Source organism: Nocardioides sp., assembly GCF_047607365.1.
Lineage (GTDB): Bacteria > Actinomycetota > Actinomycetes > Propionibacteriales > Nocardioidaceae > Nocardioides.
In genome coordinates this window covers 1-20,170 of record NZ_JASGDD010000193.1, presented here as the reverse complement: position 1 = coordinate 20,170, position 20,170 = coordinate 1, and the positions used below count along the sequence as shown (strand labels likewise).

Here is a 20,170-nt window from a genome sequence, read left to right as displayed (position 1 = left end):
GTCGCGCCGCCGGCCAGGCGGAGCACGCGGGCGCCGGCGGCCTCGGCCGCGGAGGCGACGACGGCTGCCAGATCGTCCAGCGCGACGCCGTCGGCGGGGGCGAGGATCGCGACGTCGACGTACGGCGTCAGCGCCCGTGCCTCGTCCACGGTCGTGACGAACGTCAGGATCACCGGCCGGCCCTGCGGGGTCGGCGGGGTGTCGAGCGGCCCGGAGACCCGGAAGGACGTCGAGCGGTACTCGATCCGGTGGATCCGGGAGTCGTCCTTGAAGACGCCGGCGGCCTTGTCGGGCCACTGGGAGCCGTCCTCCCAGCTGCCCCACAGCTCGCGCTCGATCTCGATGTACTCCGTCGCGCGGTGGAGCTCCTCGCCGCGTCCGGTGGTCGAGCGCCAGGCGTAGGCCGACCCCTCGTCGGCCCCGGTCCGCGACCGGACCAGCCAGCCGCTGCGTCCGGCGGCCAGGTGGTCGAGCGTCGCGAGCCGGCGCGCGGAGTGGTACGGGAAGCTGTAGAGCGCCGAGTCGCTCGCGATCACGCCGATGCTCGAGGTGGCCGCGGCGACCCGGGCGGCGAGCGTCGTCGACTCGAAGGGCGTGGCGCCCAGGCCGGTGTCCTGGGCGTCGAGCAGGCCGACCGCCGCGACGCCCGCGGCCTCCAGGCTCCGGGCGGCGCCGACGACCTCCTCGACGGTGCTGGCGCCTTCGAGGGCGAGGAACGCGGTGGCGATCATGGGACCTTCTCCTGGTGGGTCGGGCGCGGTCAGACGAGGGTGGGGACGCGGGGGTCGAGGGTGTCGAGGCCGAAGAGGCCGGCGTGGGTGGTCGGGCCGTCGCCGTACGACGTGCGGACCAGGCCGCGCTCGGCGAGGATCGGCACCACCTTGTCGACGAAGTCGTCGATCGTGCGCGGGACGATCGGGGCCACGATGGTGAACCCGTCGCAGGTCCCCGCCTCGAACCACTCCTGCATGGTGTCGGCCATCTGGACCGGGGTGAGGGCCTCGCGGAACTGCATGTTGGCCAGGCCGCCGGCGTACGCGCGGAAGGCGATCTCGCGGATGCTGAGGCCCTGCTCGCGGGCCATCCGGGTGAGGAGCCCCGACTGGCTCACGCTCGAGGACCGGACCTGCGGGAGCAGGTCGAACGGGAGCGGCCCGTCGGGGTCGAAGCCGGACAGGTCGAACTCGAGCACGCCGCCGAGGTAGCCGATCGTGTCGGCGCCGCGGACGTGGAGGTCGTTGAGGGTGGCCTCGAGCGCCTCGGCCTCCTCGACGGTGTCGCCGATGAAGGAGGTGATGCCGAGCATGACCTTGATGGAGTCGGGGTCGCGGCCGTAGGCCGCGGCGCGCTCCTTGAGGTCGCGGTAGAACTCCTGGGCGCCGGCCATCTGCCGGCCGGCGGCGTAGACGGCGTCGGCCCAGCGCGCCGCCTGGTCGCGGCTCTCCTCCGACGAGCCGGCCATGACGATGACGGGACGTCCCGCCGGGGCCTTGGGGACGTCGAGGGCGGCGTCGACGGCGAAGTGGGGGCCGGTGTGCCGGACCGGCACCGCCCGCTCGTCGCCGTCGGCGGAGGCCGCCCACAGCCGGGTGACGACGCCGAGGAACTCCTCGTAGCGCACGAACCGCTCGTCGTGGGAGAGCTGTCCGGGGAGGTTGTAGTTGCGGGCGATGGGGTCGCCGGAGGAGGCGACGAAGTTGATCCCGGCCCGCCCGCCGGTGAGGTGGGACAGGGAGGCGGCGCGCCGGGCGATGTCGTAGGGGTCGTTGTAGCTCGTGGTGATCGTGGCGATGACGCCGATGTGCTCGGTCTCCTGGGCCATCAGCAGCGCCACCGCCATCGGGTCCAGCCGGGTGGGGCCGACGCTGAGCTGGCCGCGGTTGTGGACCGGGCTGTCGGCCACGAAGAGCTGGTCCATGAAGCCCTCTTCGGCCTTCTTGGCGATGTGGCGGTAGACGTCGATGTTCGGCATCTGGGAGACGTCGCTGTCGGGGTGCAGCCAGCCGCCGGAGTGGCGGCCGTACTCGGTGCAGTTGAGTCCGAGGTGCATCAGCTTCGCGGTCATGCGGTTCGACCTCCCACGGGCAGGGGTCCGATCCCGAGACGTTCGGCGAACGTCCGGGCGGTGCCGTCCGGCGGCTCCGGCACAGCGGTGGCCAGAGCGGCGACGTCGGCGACTCCGGTCGTGTCGATGACGGGGGCGAGGCCGTCGGCCACGCCCGCGGCGGCGAGCTGATCGGCGGCGGCGATCGGGAGGCCCTTGGCCCCGCAGGCGAGGAGGACCTTCGGGATCCGGCCGTCGGCGCGCACGGCCGCGGCCAGCTCGACGGCCGCGTCCTCGTCGGGAGCGAGGACGACCGCGACGTCGATCCAGGGCCCCAGTGCGGCGACCTGGTCCGGCGAGCTCACCAGCGCGAGGACGACCGGACGGTGCTGGGGCGAGGGCGGCACGTCGAGCGGTCCCTCGACCTGGAACCGGTCGCTGGCGTAGTCGATGGCATGGATCCGGGAGTCGTCCTTGAAGTTACCGCTCTCCTTGTCCGGCCATTGGGCGCCGTCCTCCCAGGAGTCCCAGAGCCGGTAGCCGATCTCGGCATGCTCGCCGGCGCGGGCCAGTCCTCCGTCGGCGCCGCTGCCGGCCTGCCGGTCGAGGGCGGAGGCCTCGCTGCCGGCGGAGCCGGTCCGCAGGAGCCAGCCCGACCATCCGGCGCTGAGGTGGTCCAGCGTGGCGAACCGGCGCGCGGTGTGGAACGGGTAGCCGTAGAGGCCGGACTGCGAGCCGATCACGCCGATGCCGGGCACCGTGAGTCCCACCAGGGTCGCCAGCGTGCTCGACTCCAGGGCCGCGACCGGCGTACCGAGGTCCTGGGCGTCGAGGAAGCCGACGCCGTCGACGCCGGCGTCCCGGAGGGTCCCGGCCGCGGCGACGAGGCCGGAGGCGGTGTCGGCCGGGCCGATCGTGAGGAGGGCGATCAGGTGCATGCTCGTCACGCCTCCCTAGAACGCCATCAGGTTGTCGCGGAAGTGCTCGTGCTCGTAGGCGGTCCGGGTCAGGCCGCGCCTCTGGAGCTCGGGGACGAGGCCGTCGCAGATCTCGGTGACGTAGCGCCGCGGGAAGTAGGAGTTGACGAAGAGGAAGCCGTCGCCGCCGACCTCCTGCATCACCTCGTCCATGTAGCCGGCGACGTGGTCGGGCGTGCCGACGAAGCTCTTCGAGCCCGGGCTGAGGACGTTGCCCCGGATGATGTCGCCCAGGACCCTGCCCTCCCACTTGGCGACCATCGACTGGTGGCCGTTGCTGACGAGCCGCTCGGGGAGCGGCTCGTCCAGGGCGAACTGGGAGAAGTCGATGCCGGACTGACGCGAGAGCGAGGCCAGCTGGTACTGCACCTCGTTGTCGTCGATCTCGACCGAGGCGTTGTGACGGGCGAGCGCCAGCTCCGTCGTCTCGTCGATGATCGGCGAGACCAGGAAGAGGACCTTGACGCCGTCGGGGTCGCGGCCGGCGTCCGCGGCGTGCTGCCGGATCGCCTCGCGCTGCCGCTTCATGTCGGCGGGGTCGGTCGCGGCGGTGATGACGGTCTCGGCCCACTGGCCGGCGAAGCGGTGGCCACGGCCGGAGCCGCCGGCCTGGCAGATCACCGGGCTCCTCTGCGGCATGGGCGGGGCCGACAGCGGGCCGCGGACCTTGTAGTACTTCCCCTCGTGGTCGATCGGGTGGACCTTGTCGCCGTCGGCGAAGATCCCGTTCTCCAGGTCGAGGACGAGGGCGTCGTCGTCCCAGCCGCTCCACAGGCCGCGGCAGACCTCCATGAACTCGTCGGCCATGTCGTAGCGCTCGTCGTGGGGCCACTGCCTGTCGCGGTTGTAGTTCTGCGCGCCGCCGTCGTTGGAGCCCGTCACGACGTTCCAACCGATCCGGCCGTCGGAGACGTGGTCCAGGGTGTTGAAGAGCCGGGCCAGCATGAAGGGCTGGTACTCCGTCGTCGAGCAGGTGACGACGATGCCGAGGTTCGTGGTCGCCTCGATCAGGAAGGGGGCGAGCACGGCAGGGTCGAGCTTGGGCGTGTCCACCGAGTGGCGGAGGTAGGCGTTGTGGCTGCCCTGGTAGGTGTAGGGCACGTTCGAGGAGTCCTCGATCATGAAGTAGTCGAAGCCCGCGCGCTCCATCGCCTGCGCGAGGAAGACCCCGGTGTCCGGCTTGGTGAAGCGGGCGACGTCGGAGCCGTGCCAGCGGTGCTTCCACGCCTTGGGCCCGAAGCCCTTGGAGAAGAACCACGCCAGGTGGAACATGTCCGCGCCCATCAGAACGCCATCAGGTTGTCGCGGAAGAGCCTGTGCTCGTACGCCGTGCGCGTGAGGCCCCGCCGCTGCAGCTCGGGCACCAGGCCGTCGGTGATCTCGGTGATGTAGCGCCGCGAGTGGTAGCTGTCCATCAGCAGGAAGCCGTCGCCGCCGACCTCCTGCATGAGCTCGTCCATCTCGGCGGCCACCGAGTCGGCGGTGCCGGCCAGCGGCACGCACTCCAGCGCGCGGCCGTAGCGCAGCACGTCTCGCAGGATCTTGCCCTCCAGCGCGCGGGCGCTGGACTGGTGGCCGTTGGACTCCAGGTGCGGGATCGGGGCGTCGAGGTCGAACTGGGAGAAGTCGATGCCGGTGCCGCGGGAGAGGCTGGCGAGCCCGAACTCCCAGTCCTGCTCGGCCTCGTCGAACCGCTGCTGCTGGCGCTCCAGCGCCCGGTCCACGGTCTCGTCGATGATCGGCGAGATGAGGAACATCAGCTTGATCGCGTCGGGGTCGCGGCCCTGGTCGACGGCGTGGGCACGGATGTCCTCGCGGAACCTCTTCATCGCCTCGACGCCGCGCGGGGCGGCGATGATCGTCTCGGCCCAGGTGCCCGCGAAGCGCTGGCCGCGTGCCGACCCGCCGGCCTGGCAGAGCACGGGGCTGCCCTGCGGCATCGGCGGCGCGGAGAGGGGGCCGCGGACCTTGTAGTACTTCCCCTCGTGGTTGATCGGGTAGACCTTGTCGCCGTCGGCGAAGACGCCGTTCTCCAGGTCCAGCACGAGCGCGTCGTCGTCCCAGGACTTCCAGAGCCGGTGGCACACGTCGAGGAACTCGTCGGCCATGTCGTAGCGCTCGTCGTGGGGCCACTGCCTGTCGCGGTTGTAGTTCTGCGCGCCGCCGTCGTTCGAACCGGTGACGATGTTCCAGCCGATCCGGCCGTCGGAGACGTGGTCGAGCGCGTTGAACTTCCGCGCCAGCATGAAGGGCTGGTACTCCGTCGTCGAGCAGGTCACCACGCAGCCGAGGCTCTTGGTCGCCATGGTGATGAACGGCGCGAGCACGGTCGGGTCGAGCTTGGGGGTGTCGACCGAGTGCCTCAGGTAGGCGTTGTGGCTGCCCTGGTAGGTGTAGGGCACGTTCGAGGAGTCCTCAATCATGAGGTAGTCGAAGCCGGCACGCTCCATGGCCTGGGCGAGGAAGACCGCGTTGTCGGGCTTGGTGAAGTTCCGCACGGCCTGCTCGGGCCCGGCCCAGCGATGCTTCCAGGCCTTGGGCCCGAAGCCCTTCGAGTAGAACCAGCCGAGGTGGAACATGTCCGCGGTCATCTCCTCACCTGCCTTTCTCGTGTCGACGTCCTGAAACGTACGAACGGCGTATTACGCGGCCCGCGCGCTCACGGTGAAGTCGCGTTTACGCCAGCTGTGCCATCGCCTGTAACACGAGGCAGTACGACGGCGGGCGCACGCGACTCGTCGAGGTAGAGCGGCACCCAGCGCCACAGCATCCCCGCGCCGACGAGGCCGAGCAGGCCGAGCCCGACGCTCGCGAAGCCGAGGGAGACCACGGCGGTGCCCGCCGCCATCAGGAAGGGAGCGGCGGCGCCGCCGGCGTCGTTGACCAGTCGCCACAGGCCGAGGAACTCCGAGGCCCGGCCCGGCGGGGCGAGGTCCGAGCCCATCATCATCATGATGCCGCCGCCGAAGCCGTTGGCGACGGCGAGCACGACCACCACGGCGAAGTAGGTCCCGGTCCCGTGGGCGCCGACGAGCAGGATGTGGCCGAGGGCGATCCCGAGCACGACCGGCATCGCCACCCACATCCGCCCGAACCGGTCGGCGATCTGGCCCGAGGCGTAGACGAGGACGAGCTGCAGCAGCCCGGAGAGGCCGACCGCGAGCGCGATCCTCGAGGCCGGCATCCCGATCGCCAGTCCCCAGAGCGGGATGATGATGACCATCGTGTTGCGCAGCAGCATGAGGATGGCCATCGCGGACCCGACCCGCAGCAGCGGCCCGGCGTTCTCCCGGAACATCCCGGTCAGGCCCGTCATGGAGTCGCCCGGAGTGTCGGTCCGCAGGGCGATCACCTTCTCGAGGTCGGGCATCGAGAGCAGGAATGCGATCACCGCGACCGACGTCGCCGCCTGGACCCAGAACGCGGCGAGGGCACCGAAGTGGCTGATGAGGGCGGCGGTGGTGAAGGGACCGATCGTCACGCCGGCGCGATAGGTGCCGGCCAGGAGGGCGAGCGAGCGCGCCCGAAAGGCGGGCTCGACCAGCTCGGTGAGCAGGCTGTGCCGGGCGAGGAGGAAGACCGACGAGGCCGCGCCCATCACCAGCGCCGCCAGGCTCAGCACCGTGAGGTCGCCGGCCAGCACGACGACCACCGAGCACAGCGCCGTGACGAGAGCCGAGAAGATCATGCCGCGCCGCTCCCCGACGCGGGCCACGAAGGCGCCCGCCGGGCCGTCGCCGAGCAGTACGCCGACCGCCGGCAGCCCGGCGACGAAGGCGGCCGTCGCGTAGGAGGCGCCGAGATCGTGGGCGCCGATGGCGATGACGGGGGTGACCGCGCCCTGGCCGACCGCGTAGATCGTCGCGGGGAGGTAGACGGGGACCGCGAAGCGGCGCAGGACCGTGGCTGTCGACTCTGGCGCCGCCGGCTCGGCGACGGCGGTCACCAGGGCAGCTGCTGCGCGCCCGGCAGCAGCGTGTGGCGCGGGTCGAGCGGCGACTCCAGGCCGAAGTGCCCGGCCAGCGACGTCGCGTCGTACGCCGTCCGGACCAGGCCCCGCTCCTGGAGGATCGGCACCACGTGGGTCACGAAGCTCTCCATGGTCGGTCCGACGTTGGGCGCCACGAGCGAGAACCCGTCGCAGGCGCCGGTCTCGAACCAGAGCTGCATCTCGTCGGCGACGTGCAGGGGGTCGCCGACCGAGACGAACTGCATGTTGGCCAGGCCGCCGACGAAGGACCGGTAGGCCAGCTCGCCGAGCGGGACGCGCTCCTCCTCGGCGATCCGCTTCCACATGGTCGCCAGGCCCACGGAGGCGGACCTCACCTCGGGGAGCTCGTCGAGCGGAAGCTGCCCCTCGGGGTCATAGCCGGACAGGTCGAACTCGAGGATCCGGGAGAGGTGGCCGATCACGTCGGCACCCTTGGCGTGGTAGTCGTCGAGGACGTGCTTGAGCTCCTGCGCCTCGCTCTCGGTGTCGCCGATGAAAGGCGCGATCCCCATGATCACCTTGATGCCGTCGGGGTCCCGGCCGTAGGCGGCGGCACGGCGCTTGATGTCCGCGTAGTACTCCCGGCCGCGCTCGACGGTGGTGCCGGCGGCGTAGATCGCGTCGGCCCAGCGGGCGGCCAGGTCACGGCCCTCGGCCGACTGTCCGGCCTGGATGATGACCGGCCGCCCGTACGGCGGCTGGTGGACGTCGAGGGTCGCCTCGATGTCGAAGAACTCGCCGTGGTGCTCCAGCATCCGGCCGGGCGAGCCCGGCGTCGGCGCGTAGTCCCAGAGCTTGGTGATCACCTCGAGGTACTCGCGGTAGCGGGCGTAGCGCACCACGCGGGGGTGCTCCTTGGCGAGGTTGTAGTTCCGCGCCATCTCGTCGCCCTGCGAGGCGACGAAGTTGAGGCCGACCCGGCCGCCGCTGAGGTTGTTGAGCGAGGCTCCCCGTCGCGCCACCTCGAACGGCTCGGTGTAGCTCGTCGACATCGTCGCGATGATCCCGAGGTGCGTGGTGTGCTCGGCGAGGGCGCCGGCCATCTCCATCGCGTCCAGCCGGGTCGTCGTGGTCGACTCGTTGCCCCAGGTGTGGACCGGCGAGTCGGCGAGGAAGCCCTGGTCGAAGAAGCCCTTCTCGGCCCACTCGCATGCGTGCAGGTAGGCCTCGAGGTTGGGGATCCTCGAGACGTCCGCGCCCGGCTCCCGCCAGGCTCCCGAGTGACGGCCGTATTCCGTGAGGTTGATGCTGAGGTGGATCTGCTTCGTGCTCACGGACTGGACGCTAGGAGCGTTCTATTAACCGTGCTGCGCTCGGTCGTCACACCGATATTGCGCCAGTGTTCCAGGCCGCCTGCAGGCCCCCGCGGTGACATAGCCTGCGGCCGTGCGAGTGGCAATCGTGGGCGGCGGCGAGGTCGGAGGTGCCTATGCGGAAGGGGCATGCGGCGATCACGAGGTGGTGGTCTGCACGCCTCGGCCACGGCCGCAGCTCCTCGACCGGGCCGGTCTGCTGGGGTTTGGCGTGGAGACCCGTCCCGGCCCCTGGCTCGCCGGGATAGACCGGGTCTGGGTCTGCGTCGGCGGCGACGTCTCCCGTCAGGTCTGCGACGAGGTGGTGCCCCACCTGCGCCCGGGCGCGATCGTCGTCGACCTCGCCTCCGCCTCGGCCGAGGACAAGCGGGCCTGCGCCGAGACCGCCCGTGCCGCGGGGGTCGGGTACGTCGATGCCGTCATCATGGGGCCCGTCCCGATCACCCGCGCCGCGACTCCCGTGATCGCCGCCGGCCGCGACGCGGCGACCGCCATGCTCGAGTTCGCCGGCCTCGGCGCGCCCGTGCGCGTCCTGCCCGGCTCCGAGCCCGGTGACGCCGCGACCCTGAAGCTCCTCCGGACGGTGCTCACCAAGGGCATCGAGGCGCTCGCGGTGGAGTGCCTCGTCGCCGCCGAGCGGGCGGGGATGCGTGCCGAGCTCTACGACACCCTGACCGACATCGACGCGACCGGCTTCACCAGGTTCCTCGACCTGCTGGTGACCTCCCACGTCCAGCACGCCCAGCGCCGGAGCTCCGAGGTCGAGCGGGCGGCGGAGCAGCTGCGGGCGATGGGACTGTCCACGACGATGACCGAGGCCGCCGGCGACCTCTTCTCGAGAAGCGCCACCGCCCGCGCCACCGGGCTGCCCTCGCACGAGGCGACGCAGGAGACCTCCGCCGCCCTCGCCTGGCTGGCGGACACGCACGCCCCCGGAGAGGCCCTCTCGTGACGGCCGTTCCCGCGTACCCTCGGCGACGGCCGACTGTCCCGATCGAGGAGCCCGCCCGGACGCGGCGGGTCGGTCAGGCGGAGTGCGCGATCTCGTGGAACGCGCTGCGGTGGAAGACCATCGGCGCGATGTCGGGCTTGAGCAGCATGGACTGGATCTCCAGCACGACGATCTGGTGGTCGCCGGCGTCGACGGTCTTGAACGGCGTGCACTCCAGCCAGAGGCTGGCGCCGTGCACGAAGACCGCTCCGGACTCGGTCTGGGCCCAGTCGATCTCGGCGAAGCGGTCGACGCCGCGGGCCGAGAGCTGCCGCGCGACCAACCCGTGCTCGAAGGCCAGGACCGACAGTCCCAGCGTCGGAAGGGCGGCCAGCCTCGGCCAGGTCGAGGAGGTGTTGGCCACGCAGACCGAGACCAGCGCCGGGTCGATCGAGACCGAGGTGAAGGAGCTGGCCGCCATGCCCTCGGGCTTGCCGTCGATCATCGCGCAGAACGCGGTGACGCCGGAGGGGAAGAGGCCGAACGCCTGCCGCAGCAGGCCCTGGTCGAACTTGGTGTCCGACGCGGTGATCATCTCGTGTGCGCTCATAGGAACTTCTTCGCGATCGTGACCCACTCGTCGAGGGCCGGGGCGGTCTCGTAGTCGGAGTCGACCAGGTAGAGGCTCGGAGCCGGGCAGCTGGCACCGATCTCGACCAGGACGGGACGCAGGGTGAGCTCGGGGGCGAGGTAGTGCGCCATGGAGCCGCCGAGCATCAGCGGGAAGGTCGTCTTCTGTCCCAGCTCGCCCTGGCCGAACTGGTCGAGGAAGAGCTTGAGCAGGCCGGTGTAGGTCGCCTTGAAGGTCGGCGAGGCGACGATGAGGGCGTCGGCCTCCAGCACGGTCCTCTTCGCCTCGGCCACGGCCGGGTCGCCCCAGCCGAGCAGTCCGGCGCCGAGGTCGACCACGTCGACGACGGCGGACGGCGCGGAGCCCGTGAGCTTCTCGGCCATCAGCTCGGCGGCCGCGCGGGTGCGCGACATCGGCTTCGGGTTCCCCACGATCGCGACGACCATCACGACCCTCCCCTCGTGCTCGTGTGCCCACGACGCCAGCCAGGACTCCGCACGACGAACCACGGTGCGGTGGCCGCCCACCGGCGGGTGTCGTCGACGTCGGACTGCATCTGGGCGCACAGGCTCTCCACGGAGGCGAAGCGCTTCTGCAGGCGCAGGCGGTGGTCGAGCCACACCCGTAGCTGCCGGCCGTACAGGTCTCCGGAGAAGTCCAGGAGGTAGGCCTCGAGGAGGCGTACGCCGTCACGCGCGTAGAACGTCGGGCGACGGCCGATCGACACGCAGGACGGCACGAGCCGGCCGTCCTCCAGCTCGACGGTCGCCGCCCAGACGCCGTCGCGGACGCCGGGGTCGTCGATCGCGAGGTTCGCGGTCGGGAACCCGAGGGCTCGACCGCGCTCGTCGCCGTGCTCGACCGGCCCGGCGACCAGCCTGCCGGTCTCGAAGGACCGGCGTCGTCCCGTCCTCGGCTGCGCCTGTCGAACGTCTACCTCCACGTCCACGGACCACCTTTCACCTCGAGCCGGTTGATCACTGCATCCAGTGAACGGAGTACGTGTTGCCGAGCCACTGACGCCCGGTAACGGCCCCGTTGCGCTGGCGGTGCCGCCCTTCGGTGCCGCCCTTCTGCGCGCCTCTGGACGCTCGTGGGGCGAGCTCATGCGAGGGCCGGGACGACGTCGGCGTGGATGCGGTCGAGGACAGCGAGGCGCTGGTCCGTCGTGTCGCCGAACCACCAGGACGGCAGGATCAACTCGTCGAAGCCCGCCTCGACGTAGGCGCCGAGCGCGTCGACCACCTCGGCCGCGTCGCCACGGACCACCGGCCGCGGCCCCTGGTTCCCGACGCCCGCGTCATAGCCGGTGTCCCCGAGGTCGAGCAGCACGTTGGCGGTCGTCCAGATCTCCTCCGGGTCGCGGCCGACCCTGTCCGCGGTGTCGAGGAGCGCCTGGCGGTTCCTCCGCGCCTCGGTCGCGTCGCCCCAGGTGTTCCACTGGTCGGCGTACCGCGCCGTGATGCGGAGCATCCGGGGACTCGTGGACCCGACGAGGATCGGCAGGGGCGACTGCACCGGCTTCGGCTCGCAGGGGGCGTCCCGGATGTCGTAGACCCTGCCGTGGTATGTCGTCCGGTCCTCGGCCAGCATCGAGCGGATGATCCGGATGGCGTCCTCGAACCGGTCCACGCGCTCCCTCGGCGCCTCGAGCGGGATGCCGAAGGCGGCGTGCTCGTTGACCTGCCAGCCGGCGCCCAGGCCGAGGGTGATCCGGCCGCCGCTGAGGTTGTCGATCGTGCTGACCCGGTTGGCGAGGATGGCCGGATGGTGGATCGAGGTCGGGGAGACCATCGTGCCGACCCGCAGCGTCTCGGTCAGCGCCGCCACCGCGGGCAGCATCGCCCAGACCTCCTGGACCGGGCCCGAGGCGACGTCGGCGCCGCCGGTGTTGGGCATGTAGTGGTCGGCGAGCCAGATGCCCCGCCAGCCGTTGCGGTCGGCCCATCGGGCCTCGGCGAGGATGTCGGCCGGGGCGAGGGTGCCCTGCGGCCAGACGGAGAACCTCAAGCGAGACCGGCCAGGGGGTCGATCATGGCCCTCGTCCCCGGGACGTCGGCCCACGCCTTGCCGCCGGCCCAGGTCCGGGTGTCCGCGACGTCCTGGTGCATCTGCTCGATGAGCGAGTCGACGTCGGGGAACCGGCGCTGCAGCCGGAGCCGCGAGTGCAGCCACACGCGGATGTTCTGGCCGTAGAGGTCGCCGTCGAAGTCGTGCAGATACGCCTCTAGGAGCCGGATGCCGTCACGTCCGTAGAAGGTGACGCGACGCCCGACCGAGACCGTCGCGGCGTAGATGGAGCCGTCCTCGAGAACGACCGTGCCGACCCAGACGCCGTCGCCGGCGCCGTGGTCCTCGAGCGTCAGGTTGGCCGTCGGGAAGCCCAGCTCGCGCCCTCGCTGGTCACCGTGCTCCACCGGGCCCTCGATGAGCTGGACGGGGCCGGTGGCCAGCGGACGGGGGTTGGGACGCACGAAGGTCTCACGCATGCCGTCAGTCCACAGCCGGCGTATTGCGTGCCGGCGGCGGATGCGGTGACCGGCCTGTTGCGCCTGTGTGTCCGCTGGGAAGAGCGGCGCAACAGAGCGAAACATCCCGGCCGGCCCGCGAGCGGCCCGGGCCAGGCGCAAACAGCGTTACATGTCGGCGAGACGCCGCCGCAACGTTCGCTGCGTTGCATGGCGTCCATGACCGTGCCATCGGCGTCCGTCGGACGCAGTCACCGCATCACCTCGCGCACCAGTCGGGACCCTGCTCGCGTCGTCGCGCTCCGCGACGCGCGCCGCCGGATCCTGCTGCGCGAGATCATCGCCGGGGTCTCCCACGAGCGGGTCACCCACGAGTGGCTGGCCCTTCAGAGCGGCATACCGCTGCCCTATCTCCGCTGGCGCTACCCGACCATCGAGGACCTGGTCCGCACCCTCGACGAGTCCTGGGTCTAGTGGTCGGTCCAGCGACTCACCAGATCCGGACGCGCTCGGCAGGGTCGAGCCAGAGGCCGTCGCCCTCGGCGGTGTCGTAGACCTCGTGGAACTCGTCGAGGTTGCGCACGATGTTGGCGCGGAACTCCGGAGGTGAGTGCGGGTCGATGGTGAGGTACTGCTGCTCCTGTTCCTTGCGGCGCTTGGTCCGCCAGCAGTAGGCCCAGTTCTGGAAGAGCCGCCGCCTCTCCTCACGCGTCGCCTCGGGGCGTGCGATGAGGAAGGCGGTGTGGGCGATCGTCAGACCGCCGAGGTCGCCGACGTTCTCACCGACCGTCAACGCGCCGTTGACGTGCTCGCCGGGCAGGTTGCGCGGCTCGAAGGCGTCGTACTGCTCGATGAGGGCCTTCGTCTTGGCCTCGAAGGCCTCCTTGTCGGCCGGCGTCCACCAGTCGTTGAGGTTGCCGGCGCCGTCGAACTGCGCGCCCTGGTCGTCGAAGCCGTGGCCGATCTCGTGCCCGATCACGGCGCCGATGCCGCCGTAGTTCTCCTCCAGCAGCGCGTCGGGGCTGAAGAACGGCTTCTGCAGGATCCCGGCCGGGAAGCAGATCTCGTTGGTGCCGGGGTTGTAGTAGGCGTTGACCGTCTGCGGCAGCATGAACCACTCGTCGCGGTCCACGGGCGAGCCGATCTTGCCGAGCTGGCGGTCGGTCTCGAAGGCCGAGGTGGCGAAGACGTTGCCGAGCAGCTCGCCCGGGACGATCGTCAGCGCGGAGTAGTCGCGCCAGGTGTTGGGGTAGCCGATCTTGGGCGTGAAGGTGTCGAGCTTGGCGTAGGCCCGCTCCTTCGTCTCCTCGGTCATCCAGTCGAGCTTGCCGATCGACTCGCGGTAGGCCGCGAGCAGGTTGGCGACCAGCTCGTCCATGAGCGCCTTGGAGGTGGGCGGGAAGTGGCGGGTGACGTACTCCGCGCCGACCGCCTCGCCGAGCGCGCCCTCGACGAGCGCGACGCCGCGCTTCCACCGGGCGCGGAGCTCGGGGGTGCCCGACAGGGTGCGGCCGTAGAAGTCGAAGTTGGTCTCCACGAAGTCGTCGGTGAGGTACGGCGCCGCCAGCCGCAGCACATGCGAGGTCAGCCACGTGCGCCAGTCCTCGATGCCGACCTCGCCGAGCACGCCCTCGAGGTGCTGGAAGAAGCTGGGCTGGCGGACGCATCCCGAGAAGAGCAGCTCGGGCGCGGTGGTCTTCGCGGCCGAGAGGTTGCGGACGTAGATCTCCCAGTCGAACGACGGGGTCAGCGCCGCGACGTCGGCGAAGGTGAGCAGGTTGTAGGTCTTCTGCACGTCCCGGGTCTCGGCGCGCTCCCAGTGGCCCTCGGCCAGCCGGGTGTCGATCGCGAGGATGGTGGCCGCCTTGGACTCCGCGTCCGCGATGCCGGCCAGGCCGAGCAGGCGCGCGAGGTAGGCGGCGTACTTCTCCCGGATCTCGGCGAACTTGTCGTCCTTGTAGTAGCTCTCGTCGGGCAGGCCGAGGCCGCCCTGGAGGAGGTTGACGACGTAGCGGTCGGAGTTGCGGTCGTCGTTGTCGACGTAGGAGCCGAAGAGGCCCCGGCCGCCGAAGCGCTCGAACTCGCCGAGGAAGGCGGCCAGCTCGCGCAGGTCGCCGATGCCCTCGACCGCCGACAGCAGCGGCTCCAGCGGCGCGAGACCCGCGGCGGCGATCGCGTCGCTGTCCATGAAGGAGGCGAAGAGGTCGCCGATCTTCTGGGCCTGGCTGCCCGGCGCGGCTTGGCCGGCGTCGGCGAGCGCGGCGAGGTCGGTGATGATCTCGTGGACCTGCTGCTCGGCCGCGTCGGCGAGCTGGACGAACGGCCCCCAGCTCGAGCGGTCGGACGGAATCTCCTCCTCGCGCAGCCAGGTGCCGTTGACGTGGCCGAAGAGGTCGTCCTGGGCCCGGACCGACTCGTCCATGCCGGGTCGTGCGTCATCGAGAGTGCTCACGGCGGCCAGCCTAGCCAGCGCGCTGGTCAGCCCGGATGGACGATGCGGTTCATCTCGAAGTGCATGGGATCGGTGTAGTGCCAGTCGCCACCCCAGGTGAAGCCCCAGGTCTTGAAGATCTGGACGACGGAGCGGTCCATCTGGCCCACGGTGCCACGGCCGTTCTCGGGGGCGTTGATGTCGATCGCGAGCCCGAAGGCATGGTTGGACAGCGACGTGGTGCCGGCGATGAAGCGCGGGTAGTAGCAGCCGGCGGTCGAGTGGATCGTCGAGGCGAGTCCCCGGTCGACCACCTCGGCGAGCGCGGCCTTGAGCTGCGGGAAGAGCTCCTTGTTGCAGGTCACCGCGCCGAGGATCGGCACCACCTCCGTGGTGATGTGGCTCTTCACCCAGGCGGCCGACGGCGTGACCTTGCCGTTCGCGACACGGTAGGTGTAGGTGCCGACCGCCTGCGCGACCGTGCCCGAGGTGACGGTCACCTGGACGGCGTCGGTGTCGAGGCCGTACTGCGCGACGACGTCGATCCGCTGCACCGACACCCCCGAGCCCACGACCTTGCGGACCGGCTTGACCACCCGGTCGGGCGCCCTGTCCGCCGTGGTGATGATGAGCGCGTTGCCGCTCACCATGCCGAGGCTCTCGCCCCACTTCTCGTTGACGACGGCGTCGACGCCGCTGACCTGGGGCGCCCACGCGCCGACGTGGATGGAGGGGGCGTCCTCCTCCGCGCCGAGGGTGAGGTAGCCGTCGTCGTCGGTCGCGACGGCACTCTGCAGGTCGGTGGCCACGGCGATCTCGCCGCCGGCGACCCGCTGCCACAGCTCGAGGTTGTCGGCCGACTGCACGGGGGTGAAGTTGCGGTACGTCGACGGGTCGACCGCCATGACGTGCAGCAGCCGGTCCTCGACCGAGAGGTCGGCCACCGAGACCTGTGCGACCCCGCTGACGCCCGTGGCCGCCTTCACCTTCGCGATGGTCTCGTCGCTGATCGGCTCGGGGGAGACGACGAGCAGGTCGGCGGGGACGAGCGCCCCCGTGCGCGGACCCGGGGCGTCGACCGCGTGCGACGGATCGGCCGAGATCGACGTGGTCGAGGAGCCGGTGGCCGTCGCGGAGGCACTGGAGGAGGAGGTGCTGGAGGAGGAGTCCGACGCGGACGACGCCGACGGCTCGGCGCCGGGGTCGGCGGAGCCGCACGCCGACAGCAACGTCGCTGCCAGCGCGCCGATCAGCACGGCGACCGGCGCGCGCACCGGCCGCGTCCCCTCAGACATGCGGTCGAACCTCCCCGAGCCACGGTAACGCAGGCCCGGACGAAGTTGCGCCAGATGAGCGCGGGAGCATGCCCTAGGTTGAGTCCATGAGCAGCGGGAAGCGGCGGGGCTTCGGCATCGACTTCGGCGGCACCGGCATCAAGGGCGCCCCGGTGGATCTGGTCGAGGGCGAGTTCGCGGCGGAGCGGGTGCGGATCAAGACACCCGCCTCCTCGACGCCCGAGAACGTCGCCGAGGTGTTCGCCGAGCTGCTGGCGGAGTTCCCCGACGTCGACGGCCCGATCGGCGTCACGGTGCCGGGCGTCGTACGCCATGGGATCGTGCGCTCCGCGGCCAACATCGACGACGCGTGGATCGGGGCCGACGCCGACACGCTGTTCACCAGGGCGCTGAAGCGGCCCGTGCACGCGGTCAACGACGCCGACGCCGCCGGCCTCGCCGAGGTGCACTACGGTGCCGCGAAGGGCCAGCGCGGGCTGGTCATCGTGACGACCCTCGGCACCGGCATCGGCACCGCGTTCGTGTACGACGGCATGCTGCTGCCCAACACGGAGCTGGGACACATCGAGGTCGACGGGCACGAGGCCGAGGCGAGGATGTCCAACCGGGTGCGGGAGGAGAAGGAGCTCAGCTGGAAGCACTGGGCCAAGCGCCTCACGACCTACTACCAGACGCTGGAGCGGCTCTTCTCCCCCGACCTCTTCCTCGTCGGCGGCGGCGTCTCGAAGGACTTCGAGGAGTTCGGGCCACTGATCGAGGTCGACACCGAGCTGCGCCCGGCCACGCTGCTCAACAAGGCGGGCGTCATCGGCGCGGCGCTCTACGCGAGCGAGCACGCGTGAGGCAGGGCTGAACCGCCTCGCGCCGGGGTAACCCCCTCCCATGCCGAGCGTCCAGCGCACCATCACCGTCGACCAGCCCGTCGAGAGGGTCTATGCCTACCTCTCCGACTTCACCACCACGTCCGAGTGGGACCCGCCGACGAAGACAACGACCCGCACCTCGGGCGACGGCGGCGTGGGGACGACCTACCACAACGTCTCGGTGATCCTCGGGACCGAGCAGACGGTCGACTACGTCGTGACCGAGCACGTCGTGAACCGCCGCTTCCAGCTCGAGGGCGACGCCGGGAGGTCGCTCAGGGTCCGCGACACGATGACCTTCGAGACCGTCGGCACCCGCACCGCCGTCACCTATCACGCCGAGTTCAACCTGCAGGGCCCGGCCAAGGTGATTGCCCCGCTGATGCCGCCGGTGCTGAAGCTGCTCGCCGACAAGGTCGCCAAGAGCCTCGAGGAGCACCTCACCGCCTTGGCCTGAGGTCTCCGTTGACGGGCGCGTGCGGGCGCAAAGGCCACTCCGTTCAGACCTGACCGCGAAGGCGGCCTGTGAGCGGAGCCGCCGTCGAGCGGGCTGCAACGCCGCGCACGCTCCGCCCGCCGTCGCGGGTTCAGCGGAGGAAGGTGAAGAGCTCGGAATCGTTGTCGATCTTCTCGATGATCAGGTTGCTGGCGGCCATCCGCTCCAGGAGCGGGGCGAGGCCGTCGGGCCGCTCGAGGTCGATGCCGACGAGCGCGGGACCGGTCTCGCGGTTGGATCGCTTGATGTAGTCGAAGACGACGATGTCCTCGCCGTCGCTCAGCACGTGGTCGAGGAAGCCGCGCAGCGCGCCGGGCTCCTGCGGGAACGAGACCAGGAAGTAGTGCCGCAGGCCCTGGAAGACGATCGCGCGCTCGACGATGTCGGGGTAGCGCGAGACGTCGTTGTTGCCACCCGAGAGCACCACGCCGACCCGGCCGCTGAGGCCGGCGAGCTGACCGAGACCGGCCGCGGCCAGCGCCCCGGCGGGCTCCGCGATGATCCCCTCGGTCTGGTAGAGGTCGAGCATCTCCACGCAGATGGCACCGACCGGGACCTCGATGATCTCGTCGACGAGCTCGCGCGCGACGGCGTACGGCGTCGAGCCGATGAGGGCGACGGCCGCACCGTCCACGAACGTGTCGAGGTTGTCCAGCTTCACCGGCCCGCCCGCGCGGAAGGCGGCCTTCATCGAGGCGGCGCCGACCGGCTCGGCGCCGATGATGCGGCAGTCGGGCCACACCGACTTCACCCAGGTCGCGACGCCGGCGAGCAGGCCGCCGCCGCCGATCGGGAGGACGAGGGTGTCCAGCGGACCGCCGGCGACCTCGAGGGCCTGGTCGGTGATCTCGACGCCGACCGTGGCCTGACCGGTGATGGTGCGCTCGTCGTCGAAGGCGTGCACGAAGGTGGCGTTGGTGTCGCGTGCGTAGGCGATGGCCGCGGAGGACGCCTCGTCGTAGGTCGAGCCGACGAGGGTGAGCGTGACGTGGTCGCCGCCGAGGGCGAGGATGCGGTCGCGCTTCTGCCGTGGGGTGTTGGTCGGCACGAAGATGTGCCCCTCGACCCCGAGCCGGGCGCACGAGATCGCTACGCCCTGGGCGTGGTTGCCGGCGCTCGCGCAGACGACGCCGTTGGCCAGCTCGTCGTCGGGCAGCGACGACATCAGGTTGTAGGCGCCGCGGACCTTGTAGGACCGGGCGAGCTGCTGGTCCTCACGCTTGAGGAAGACGTCGGCGCCTGCGCGGTTGCTGAGGCGGGCCGAGCGCTCGAGCGGCGTGCGACGCGCGATGGTGCGCTCCGCCGCCGCGGCGATCTGGGCGGGAGTGACGGTCACGCGCACCAGTGTCTCGCATCGCCGCCAGTGCTTTCGTCACTACCCTTGCGCCCATGACCACGGTCTCGACCCACGTCCTCGACGCCCAGCTCGGCCGACCGGCGGCCGGCATGGCGATCTCGCTGGCGCTGGCGGACGGATCGACCCGCGCGGCCGCGACCGACGCCGACGGCCGGATCCGCTTCGCCGACGAGGTCCCGCCGGGCACTCACACGCTGCAGTTCGCCACGGGAGCCTGGTACGCCGAGCAGGGCCGCGCCACGTTCTACCCCTCGGTCACGGTGACCTTCACCGTCACCGAGGGCGAGCACCACCACGTCGCCCTCCTACTCAGCCCCTTCGCCTACACCACCTACCGAGGATCGTGAGGCCCGTGACGTCCGAGGTCCACCGCCTCGCCAATGCCGAAGAGCGTCAGGCCGAGTCTCCGACGAGCTTCGTCATCCCGTCCGTCACCGAGCGCGCCTCGCTCGGGGTGGGCGATCTCGCGAAGCTGATCTTCGAGCTCGCGGATGTCGAGGAGACTCCAGCAGAGCGCATGTGGGTGATCGTCACGCAGGTCGTCGGCGGCAGATACGTCGGGCGGCTGGACAACCAGCCCGTCGCGATGACGGCGCTCAACCTGGGCGACACCGTCTCGTTCGGACCCGAGCACGTGATCGACACCGGCGACGATCCTCCGCTTGTGAGCCGGAAGGTTCTACGTCAGCCCGCGCGCGCACGAAAGTGGCCAGCTTCCTCGTCCATCGCTGGCCGGACCTCCGCGCCCTCGTCGAGTCGGACCCCGCAGAGGGCGCCTGGGACTGGGACGACGCTACGGGTGAGTATCGACCCGAGTCGGATCAGTGATCGGCGCGTCGCTCATTCGCCGCAGTCTGCCTGCTCGAACAGTTTTGTCGGTGGGGTGTCGTAGCGTTCTGAGTAGGCGGTCACCTCAAGGTGCCACCCACGAGACGTCTGGTTGAACGCGGTGTCGAAGTGGCGAAGGGTCCGCCAGTCGCGAAGGTCACGTAATCGCCCTCCAGGCCTCCCGCGCGACGACAGTAAGCGCACGCGTCCGCATGCGCTCCCGTCGTCCTGCGTGAAGGGAGGTGGCCAGCGATGGTCGCTCAGCACGTCGACCCCACTCACCCGATCATCGCGGCCGCTGCCGCGGTGCGAGAGGTTCTGCGCTCCGTCGCGCAGGTGGATCCGATATTCATGCCGCCCGCCGTTCAGGCCGAGGCGCTGCGCGAGCTGGTCGCGGCCGAGGGGCAGCTCGCCGAGCTCCGCGCCCGGGTCATGACCGCAGCCCCGCAGGTCGCCGACCAGTCGGGCGCACACGACACCGCGGGCTGGCTCGCCCACGCCGCCCACCTCGGCGCCCGAGAGGCCCGCGCCCACCAGCGCCTCGC

Annotated in this window: 21 protein-coding genes and 1 pseudogene; 7 read left to right on the top strand and 15 right to left on the bottom strand. The window is 70.9% G+C overall.

Annotated features, from left to right (window positions below; genetic code table 11):
- From QM572_RS15005 to QM572_RS14975, 7 genes are all read right to left on the bottom strand, one after another.
- A partial coding sequence (locus QM572_RS15005) for an LLM class flavin-dependent oxidoreductase (protein WP_415094503.1) occupies positions 1-731 on the bottom strand: 731 nt, incomplete at its 3' end.
- A 29-nt stretch (positions 732-760) separates the two neighbouring features.
- A complete protein-coding gene (locus tag QM572_RS15000) occupies positions 761-2,065 on the bottom strand; it encodes an NtaA/DmoA family FMN-dependent monooxygenase (RefSeq protein WP_415094501.1) in 1,305 nt (434 codons plus the stop codon).
- Complete coding sequence (locus QM572_RS14995; RefSeq protein ID WP_415094499.1) at positions 2,062-2,982, bottom strand: LLM class flavin-dependent oxidoreductase; 921 nt, start codon at positions 2,980-2,982, stop codon at positions 2,062-2,064. Before QM572_RS14995 ends, QM572_RS15000 begins: the two co-directional genes overlap by 4 nt.
- Positions 2,983-2,997: 15 nt before the next feature.
- The gene (locus tag QM572_RS14990) at positions 2,998-4,305 is read right to left on the bottom strand and encodes an NtaA/DmoA family FMN-dependent monooxygenase (protein WP_415094497.1); all 1,308 of its coding nucleotides are present in this window, start codon (positions 4,303-4,305) and stop codon (positions 2,998-3,000) included.
- On the bottom strand, positions 4,305-5,612 hold the full coding sequence (locus QM572_RS14985) for an NtaA/DmoA family FMN-dependent monooxygenase (protein WP_415094495.1): 1,308 nt from the start codon (positions 5,610-5,612) through the stop codon (positions 4,305-4,307). Before QM572_RS14985 ends, QM572_RS14990 begins: the two co-directional genes overlap by 1 nt.
- Before the next feature lie 68 nt (positions 5,613-5,680).
- Entirely contained in the window at positions 5,681-6,967 is a 1,287-nt protein-coding gene (locus QM572_RS14980; protein ID WP_415094493.1) for an MFS transporter, read from the bottom strand.
- On the bottom strand, positions 6,964-8,286 hold the full coding sequence (locus tag QM572_RS14975; protein WP_415094491.1) for an LLM class flavin-dependent oxidoreductase: 1,323 nt from the start codon (positions 8,284-8,286) through the stop codon (positions 6,964-6,966). Before QM572_RS14975 ends, QM572_RS14980 begins: the two co-directional genes overlap by 4 nt.
- A 112-nt stretch (positions 8,287-8,398) precedes the next feature.
- Between QM572_RS14975 and QM572_RS14970 the strand changes: the two genes are divergently transcribed.
- Positions 8,399-9,277: an NAD(P)-binding domain-containing protein gene (locus QM572_RS14970; RefSeq protein WP_415094489.1), complete on the top strand. Its 879-nt coding sequence runs from the start codon at positions 8,399-8,401 to the stop codon at positions 9,275-9,277.
- 73 nt (positions 9,278-9,350) lie between these two features.
- Here the strand turns inward: QM572_RS14970 and QM572_RS14965 are convergent, their stop codons facing one another.
- The 5 genes from QM572_RS14965 to QM572_RS14945 form a co-directional block, all read right to left on the bottom strand.
- Complete coding sequence (locus QM572_RS14965) at positions 9,351-9,866, bottom strand: flavin reductase family protein (protein WP_415094487.1); 516 nt, start codon at positions 9,864-9,866, stop codon at positions 9,351-9,353.
- Positions 9,863-10,333 carry an NADPH-dependent FMN reductase gene (locus QM572_RS14960; protein WP_415094505.1) on the bottom strand — a complete coding sequence of 157 codons (471 nt, stop codon included), beginning with the start codon at positions 10,331-10,333 and terminating at the stop codon, positions 9,863-9,865. The genes QM572_RS14965 and QM572_RS14960 overlap by 4 nt, the downstream gene beginning before the upstream one ends.
- Positions 10,333-10,836, bottom strand: a complete 504-nt coding sequence (locus tag QM572_RS14955) for a riboflavin kinase (protein ID WP_415094485.1) — start codon at positions 10,834-10,836, stop codon at positions 10,333-10,335. Before QM572_RS14955 ends, QM572_RS14960 begins: the two co-directional genes overlap by 1 nt.
- A gap of 155 nt (positions 10,837-10,991) precedes the next feature.
- Positions 10,992-11,897 carry an LLM class flavin-dependent oxidoreductase gene (locus QM572_RS14950; RefSeq protein WP_415094483.1) on the bottom strand — a complete coding sequence of 302 codons (906 nt, stop codon included), beginning with the start codon at positions 11,895-11,897 and terminating at the stop codon, positions 10,992-10,994.
- Entirely contained in the window at positions 11,894-12,376 is a 483-nt protein-coding gene (locus QM572_RS14945) for a riboflavin kinase (RefSeq protein WP_415094481.1), read from the bottom strand. The genes QM572_RS14950 and QM572_RS14945 overlap by 4 nt, the downstream gene beginning before the upstream one ends.
- Positions 12,377-12,574: 198 nt before the next feature.
- Here QM572_RS14945 and QM572_RS14940 point away from each other — a divergent pair, with 198 nt between their 5' ends.
- Positions 12,575-12,829: a hypothetical protein gene (locus tag QM572_RS14940; RefSeq protein WP_415094479.1), complete on the top strand. Its 255-nt coding sequence runs from the start codon at positions 12,575-12,577 to the stop codon at positions 12,827-12,829.
- A gap of 16 nt (positions 12,830-12,845) precedes the next feature.
- Here QM572_RS14940 and QM572_RS14935 read toward each other — a convergent pair whose 3' ends face one another.
- Both QM572_RS14935 and QM572_RS14930 read right to left on the bottom strand, forming a co-directional pair.
- Positions 12,846-14,807, bottom strand: a complete 1,962-nt coding sequence (locus tag QM572_RS14935) for a M13 family metallopeptidase (RefSeq protein WP_415094477.1) — start codon at positions 14,805-14,807, stop codon at positions 12,846-12,848.
- A 26-nt stretch (positions 14,808-14,833) separates the two neighbouring features.
- A complete protein-coding gene (locus QM572_RS14930) occupies positions 14,834-16,081 on the bottom strand; it encodes a M15 family metallopeptidase (RefSeq protein ID WP_415094475.1) in 1,248 nt (415 codons plus the stop codon).
- A gap of 86 nt (positions 16,082-16,167) precedes the next feature.
- Here QM572_RS14930 and ppgK point away from each other — a divergent pair, with 86 nt between their 5' ends.
- Positions 16,168-16,923, top strand: a complete 756-nt coding sequence (gene ppgK / locus QM572_RS14925) for a polyphosphate--glucose phosphotransferase (protein ID WP_415094473.1) — start codon at positions 16,168-16,170, stop codon at positions 16,921-16,923.
- 40 nt (positions 16,924-16,963) lie between these two features.
- Positions 16,964-17,401 carry an SRPBCC family protein gene (locus QM572_RS14920; RefSeq protein WP_415094471.1) on the top strand — a complete coding sequence of 146 codons (438 nt, stop codon included), beginning with the start codon at positions 16,964-16,966 and terminating at the stop codon, positions 17,399-17,401.
- A 130-nt stretch (positions 17,402-17,531) separates the two neighbouring features.
- Here the strand turns inward: QM572_RS14920 and ilvA are convergent, their stop codons facing one another.
- Positions 17,532-18,776: a threonine ammonia-lyase IlvA gene (gene ilvA / locus QM572_RS14915; RefSeq protein WP_415094469.1), complete on the bottom strand. Its 1,245-nt coding sequence runs from the start codon at positions 18,774-18,776 to the stop codon at positions 17,532-17,534.
- A 53-nt stretch (positions 18,777-18,829) separates the two neighbouring features.
- Between ilvA and uraH the strand changes: the two genes are divergently transcribed.
- From uraH to QM572_RS14900, 3 genes and pseudogenes are all read left to right on the top strand, one after another.
- Complete coding sequence (uraH, locus tag QM572_RS14910; RefSeq protein WP_415094467.1) at positions 18,830-19,144, top strand: hydroxyisourate hydrolase; 315 nt, start codon at positions 18,830-18,832, stop codon at positions 19,142-19,144.
- 5 nt (positions 19,145-19,149) lie between these two features.
- Positions 19,150-19,689 carry a hypothetical protein gene (locus QM572_RS14905; protein ID WP_415094465.1) on the top strand — a complete coding sequence of 180 codons (540 nt, stop codon included), beginning with the start codon at positions 19,150-19,152 and terminating at the stop codon, positions 19,687-19,689.
- A 188-nt stretch (positions 19,690-19,877) separates the two neighbouring features.
- Positions 19,878-20,170 (top strand): annotated as a pseudogene (locus tag QM572_RS14900) (hypothetical protein); the annotation flags it as partial.

Bases quoted from the DNA above. Each gene is read 5' to 3' on its own strand.
- QM572_RS14940 (WP_415094479.1), top strand. From the start codon at position 12,575: ATGACCGTGCCATCGGCGTCCGTCGGACGCAGTCACCGCATCACCTCG.
- QM572_RS15000 (WP_415094501.1), bottom strand. From the start codon at position 2,065: ATGACCGCGAAGCTGATGCACCTCGGACTCAACTGCACCGAGTACGGC.
- QM572_RS14960 (WP_415094505.1), bottom strand. From the start codon at position 10,333: ATGGTCGTCGCGATCGTGGGGAACCCGAAGCCGATGTCGCGCACCCGC.
- ppgK (WP_415094473.1), top strand. From the start codon at position 16,168: ATGAGCAGCGGGAAGCGGCGGGGCTTCGGCATCGACTTCGGCGGCACC.
- QM572_RS14965 (WP_415094487.1), bottom strand. From the start codon at position 9,866: ATGAGCGCACACGAGATGATCACCGCGTCGGACACCAAGTTCGACCAG.
- QM572_RS14985 (WP_415094495.1), bottom strand. From the start codon at position 5,612: ATGACCGCGGACATGTTCCACCTCGGCTGGTTCTACTCGAAGGGCTTC.
- QM572_RS14995 (WP_415094499.1), bottom strand. From the start codon at position 2,982: ATGCACCTGATCGCCCTCCTCACGATCGGCCCGGCCGACACCGCCTCC.
- QM572_RS14920 (WP_415094471.1), top strand. From the start codon at position 16,964: ATGCCGAGCGTCCAGCGCACCATCACCGTCGACCAGCCCGTCGAGAGG.
- QM572_RS14945 (WP_415094481.1), bottom strand. From the start codon at position 12,376: ATGCGTGAGACCTTCGTGCGTCCCAACCCCCGTCCGCTGGCCACCGGC.
- QM572_RS14990 (WP_415094497.1), bottom strand. From the start codon at position 4,305: ATGGGCGCGGACATGTTCCACCTGGCGTGGTTCTTCTCCAAGGGCTTC.
- QM572_RS14930 (WP_415094475.1), bottom strand. From the start codon at position 16,081: ATGTCTGAGGGGACGCGGCCGGTGCGCGCGCCGGTCGCCGTGCTGATC.
- uraH (WP_415094467.1), top strand. From the start codon at position 18,830: ATGACCACGGTCTCGACCCACGTCCTCGACGCCCAGCTCGGCCGACCG.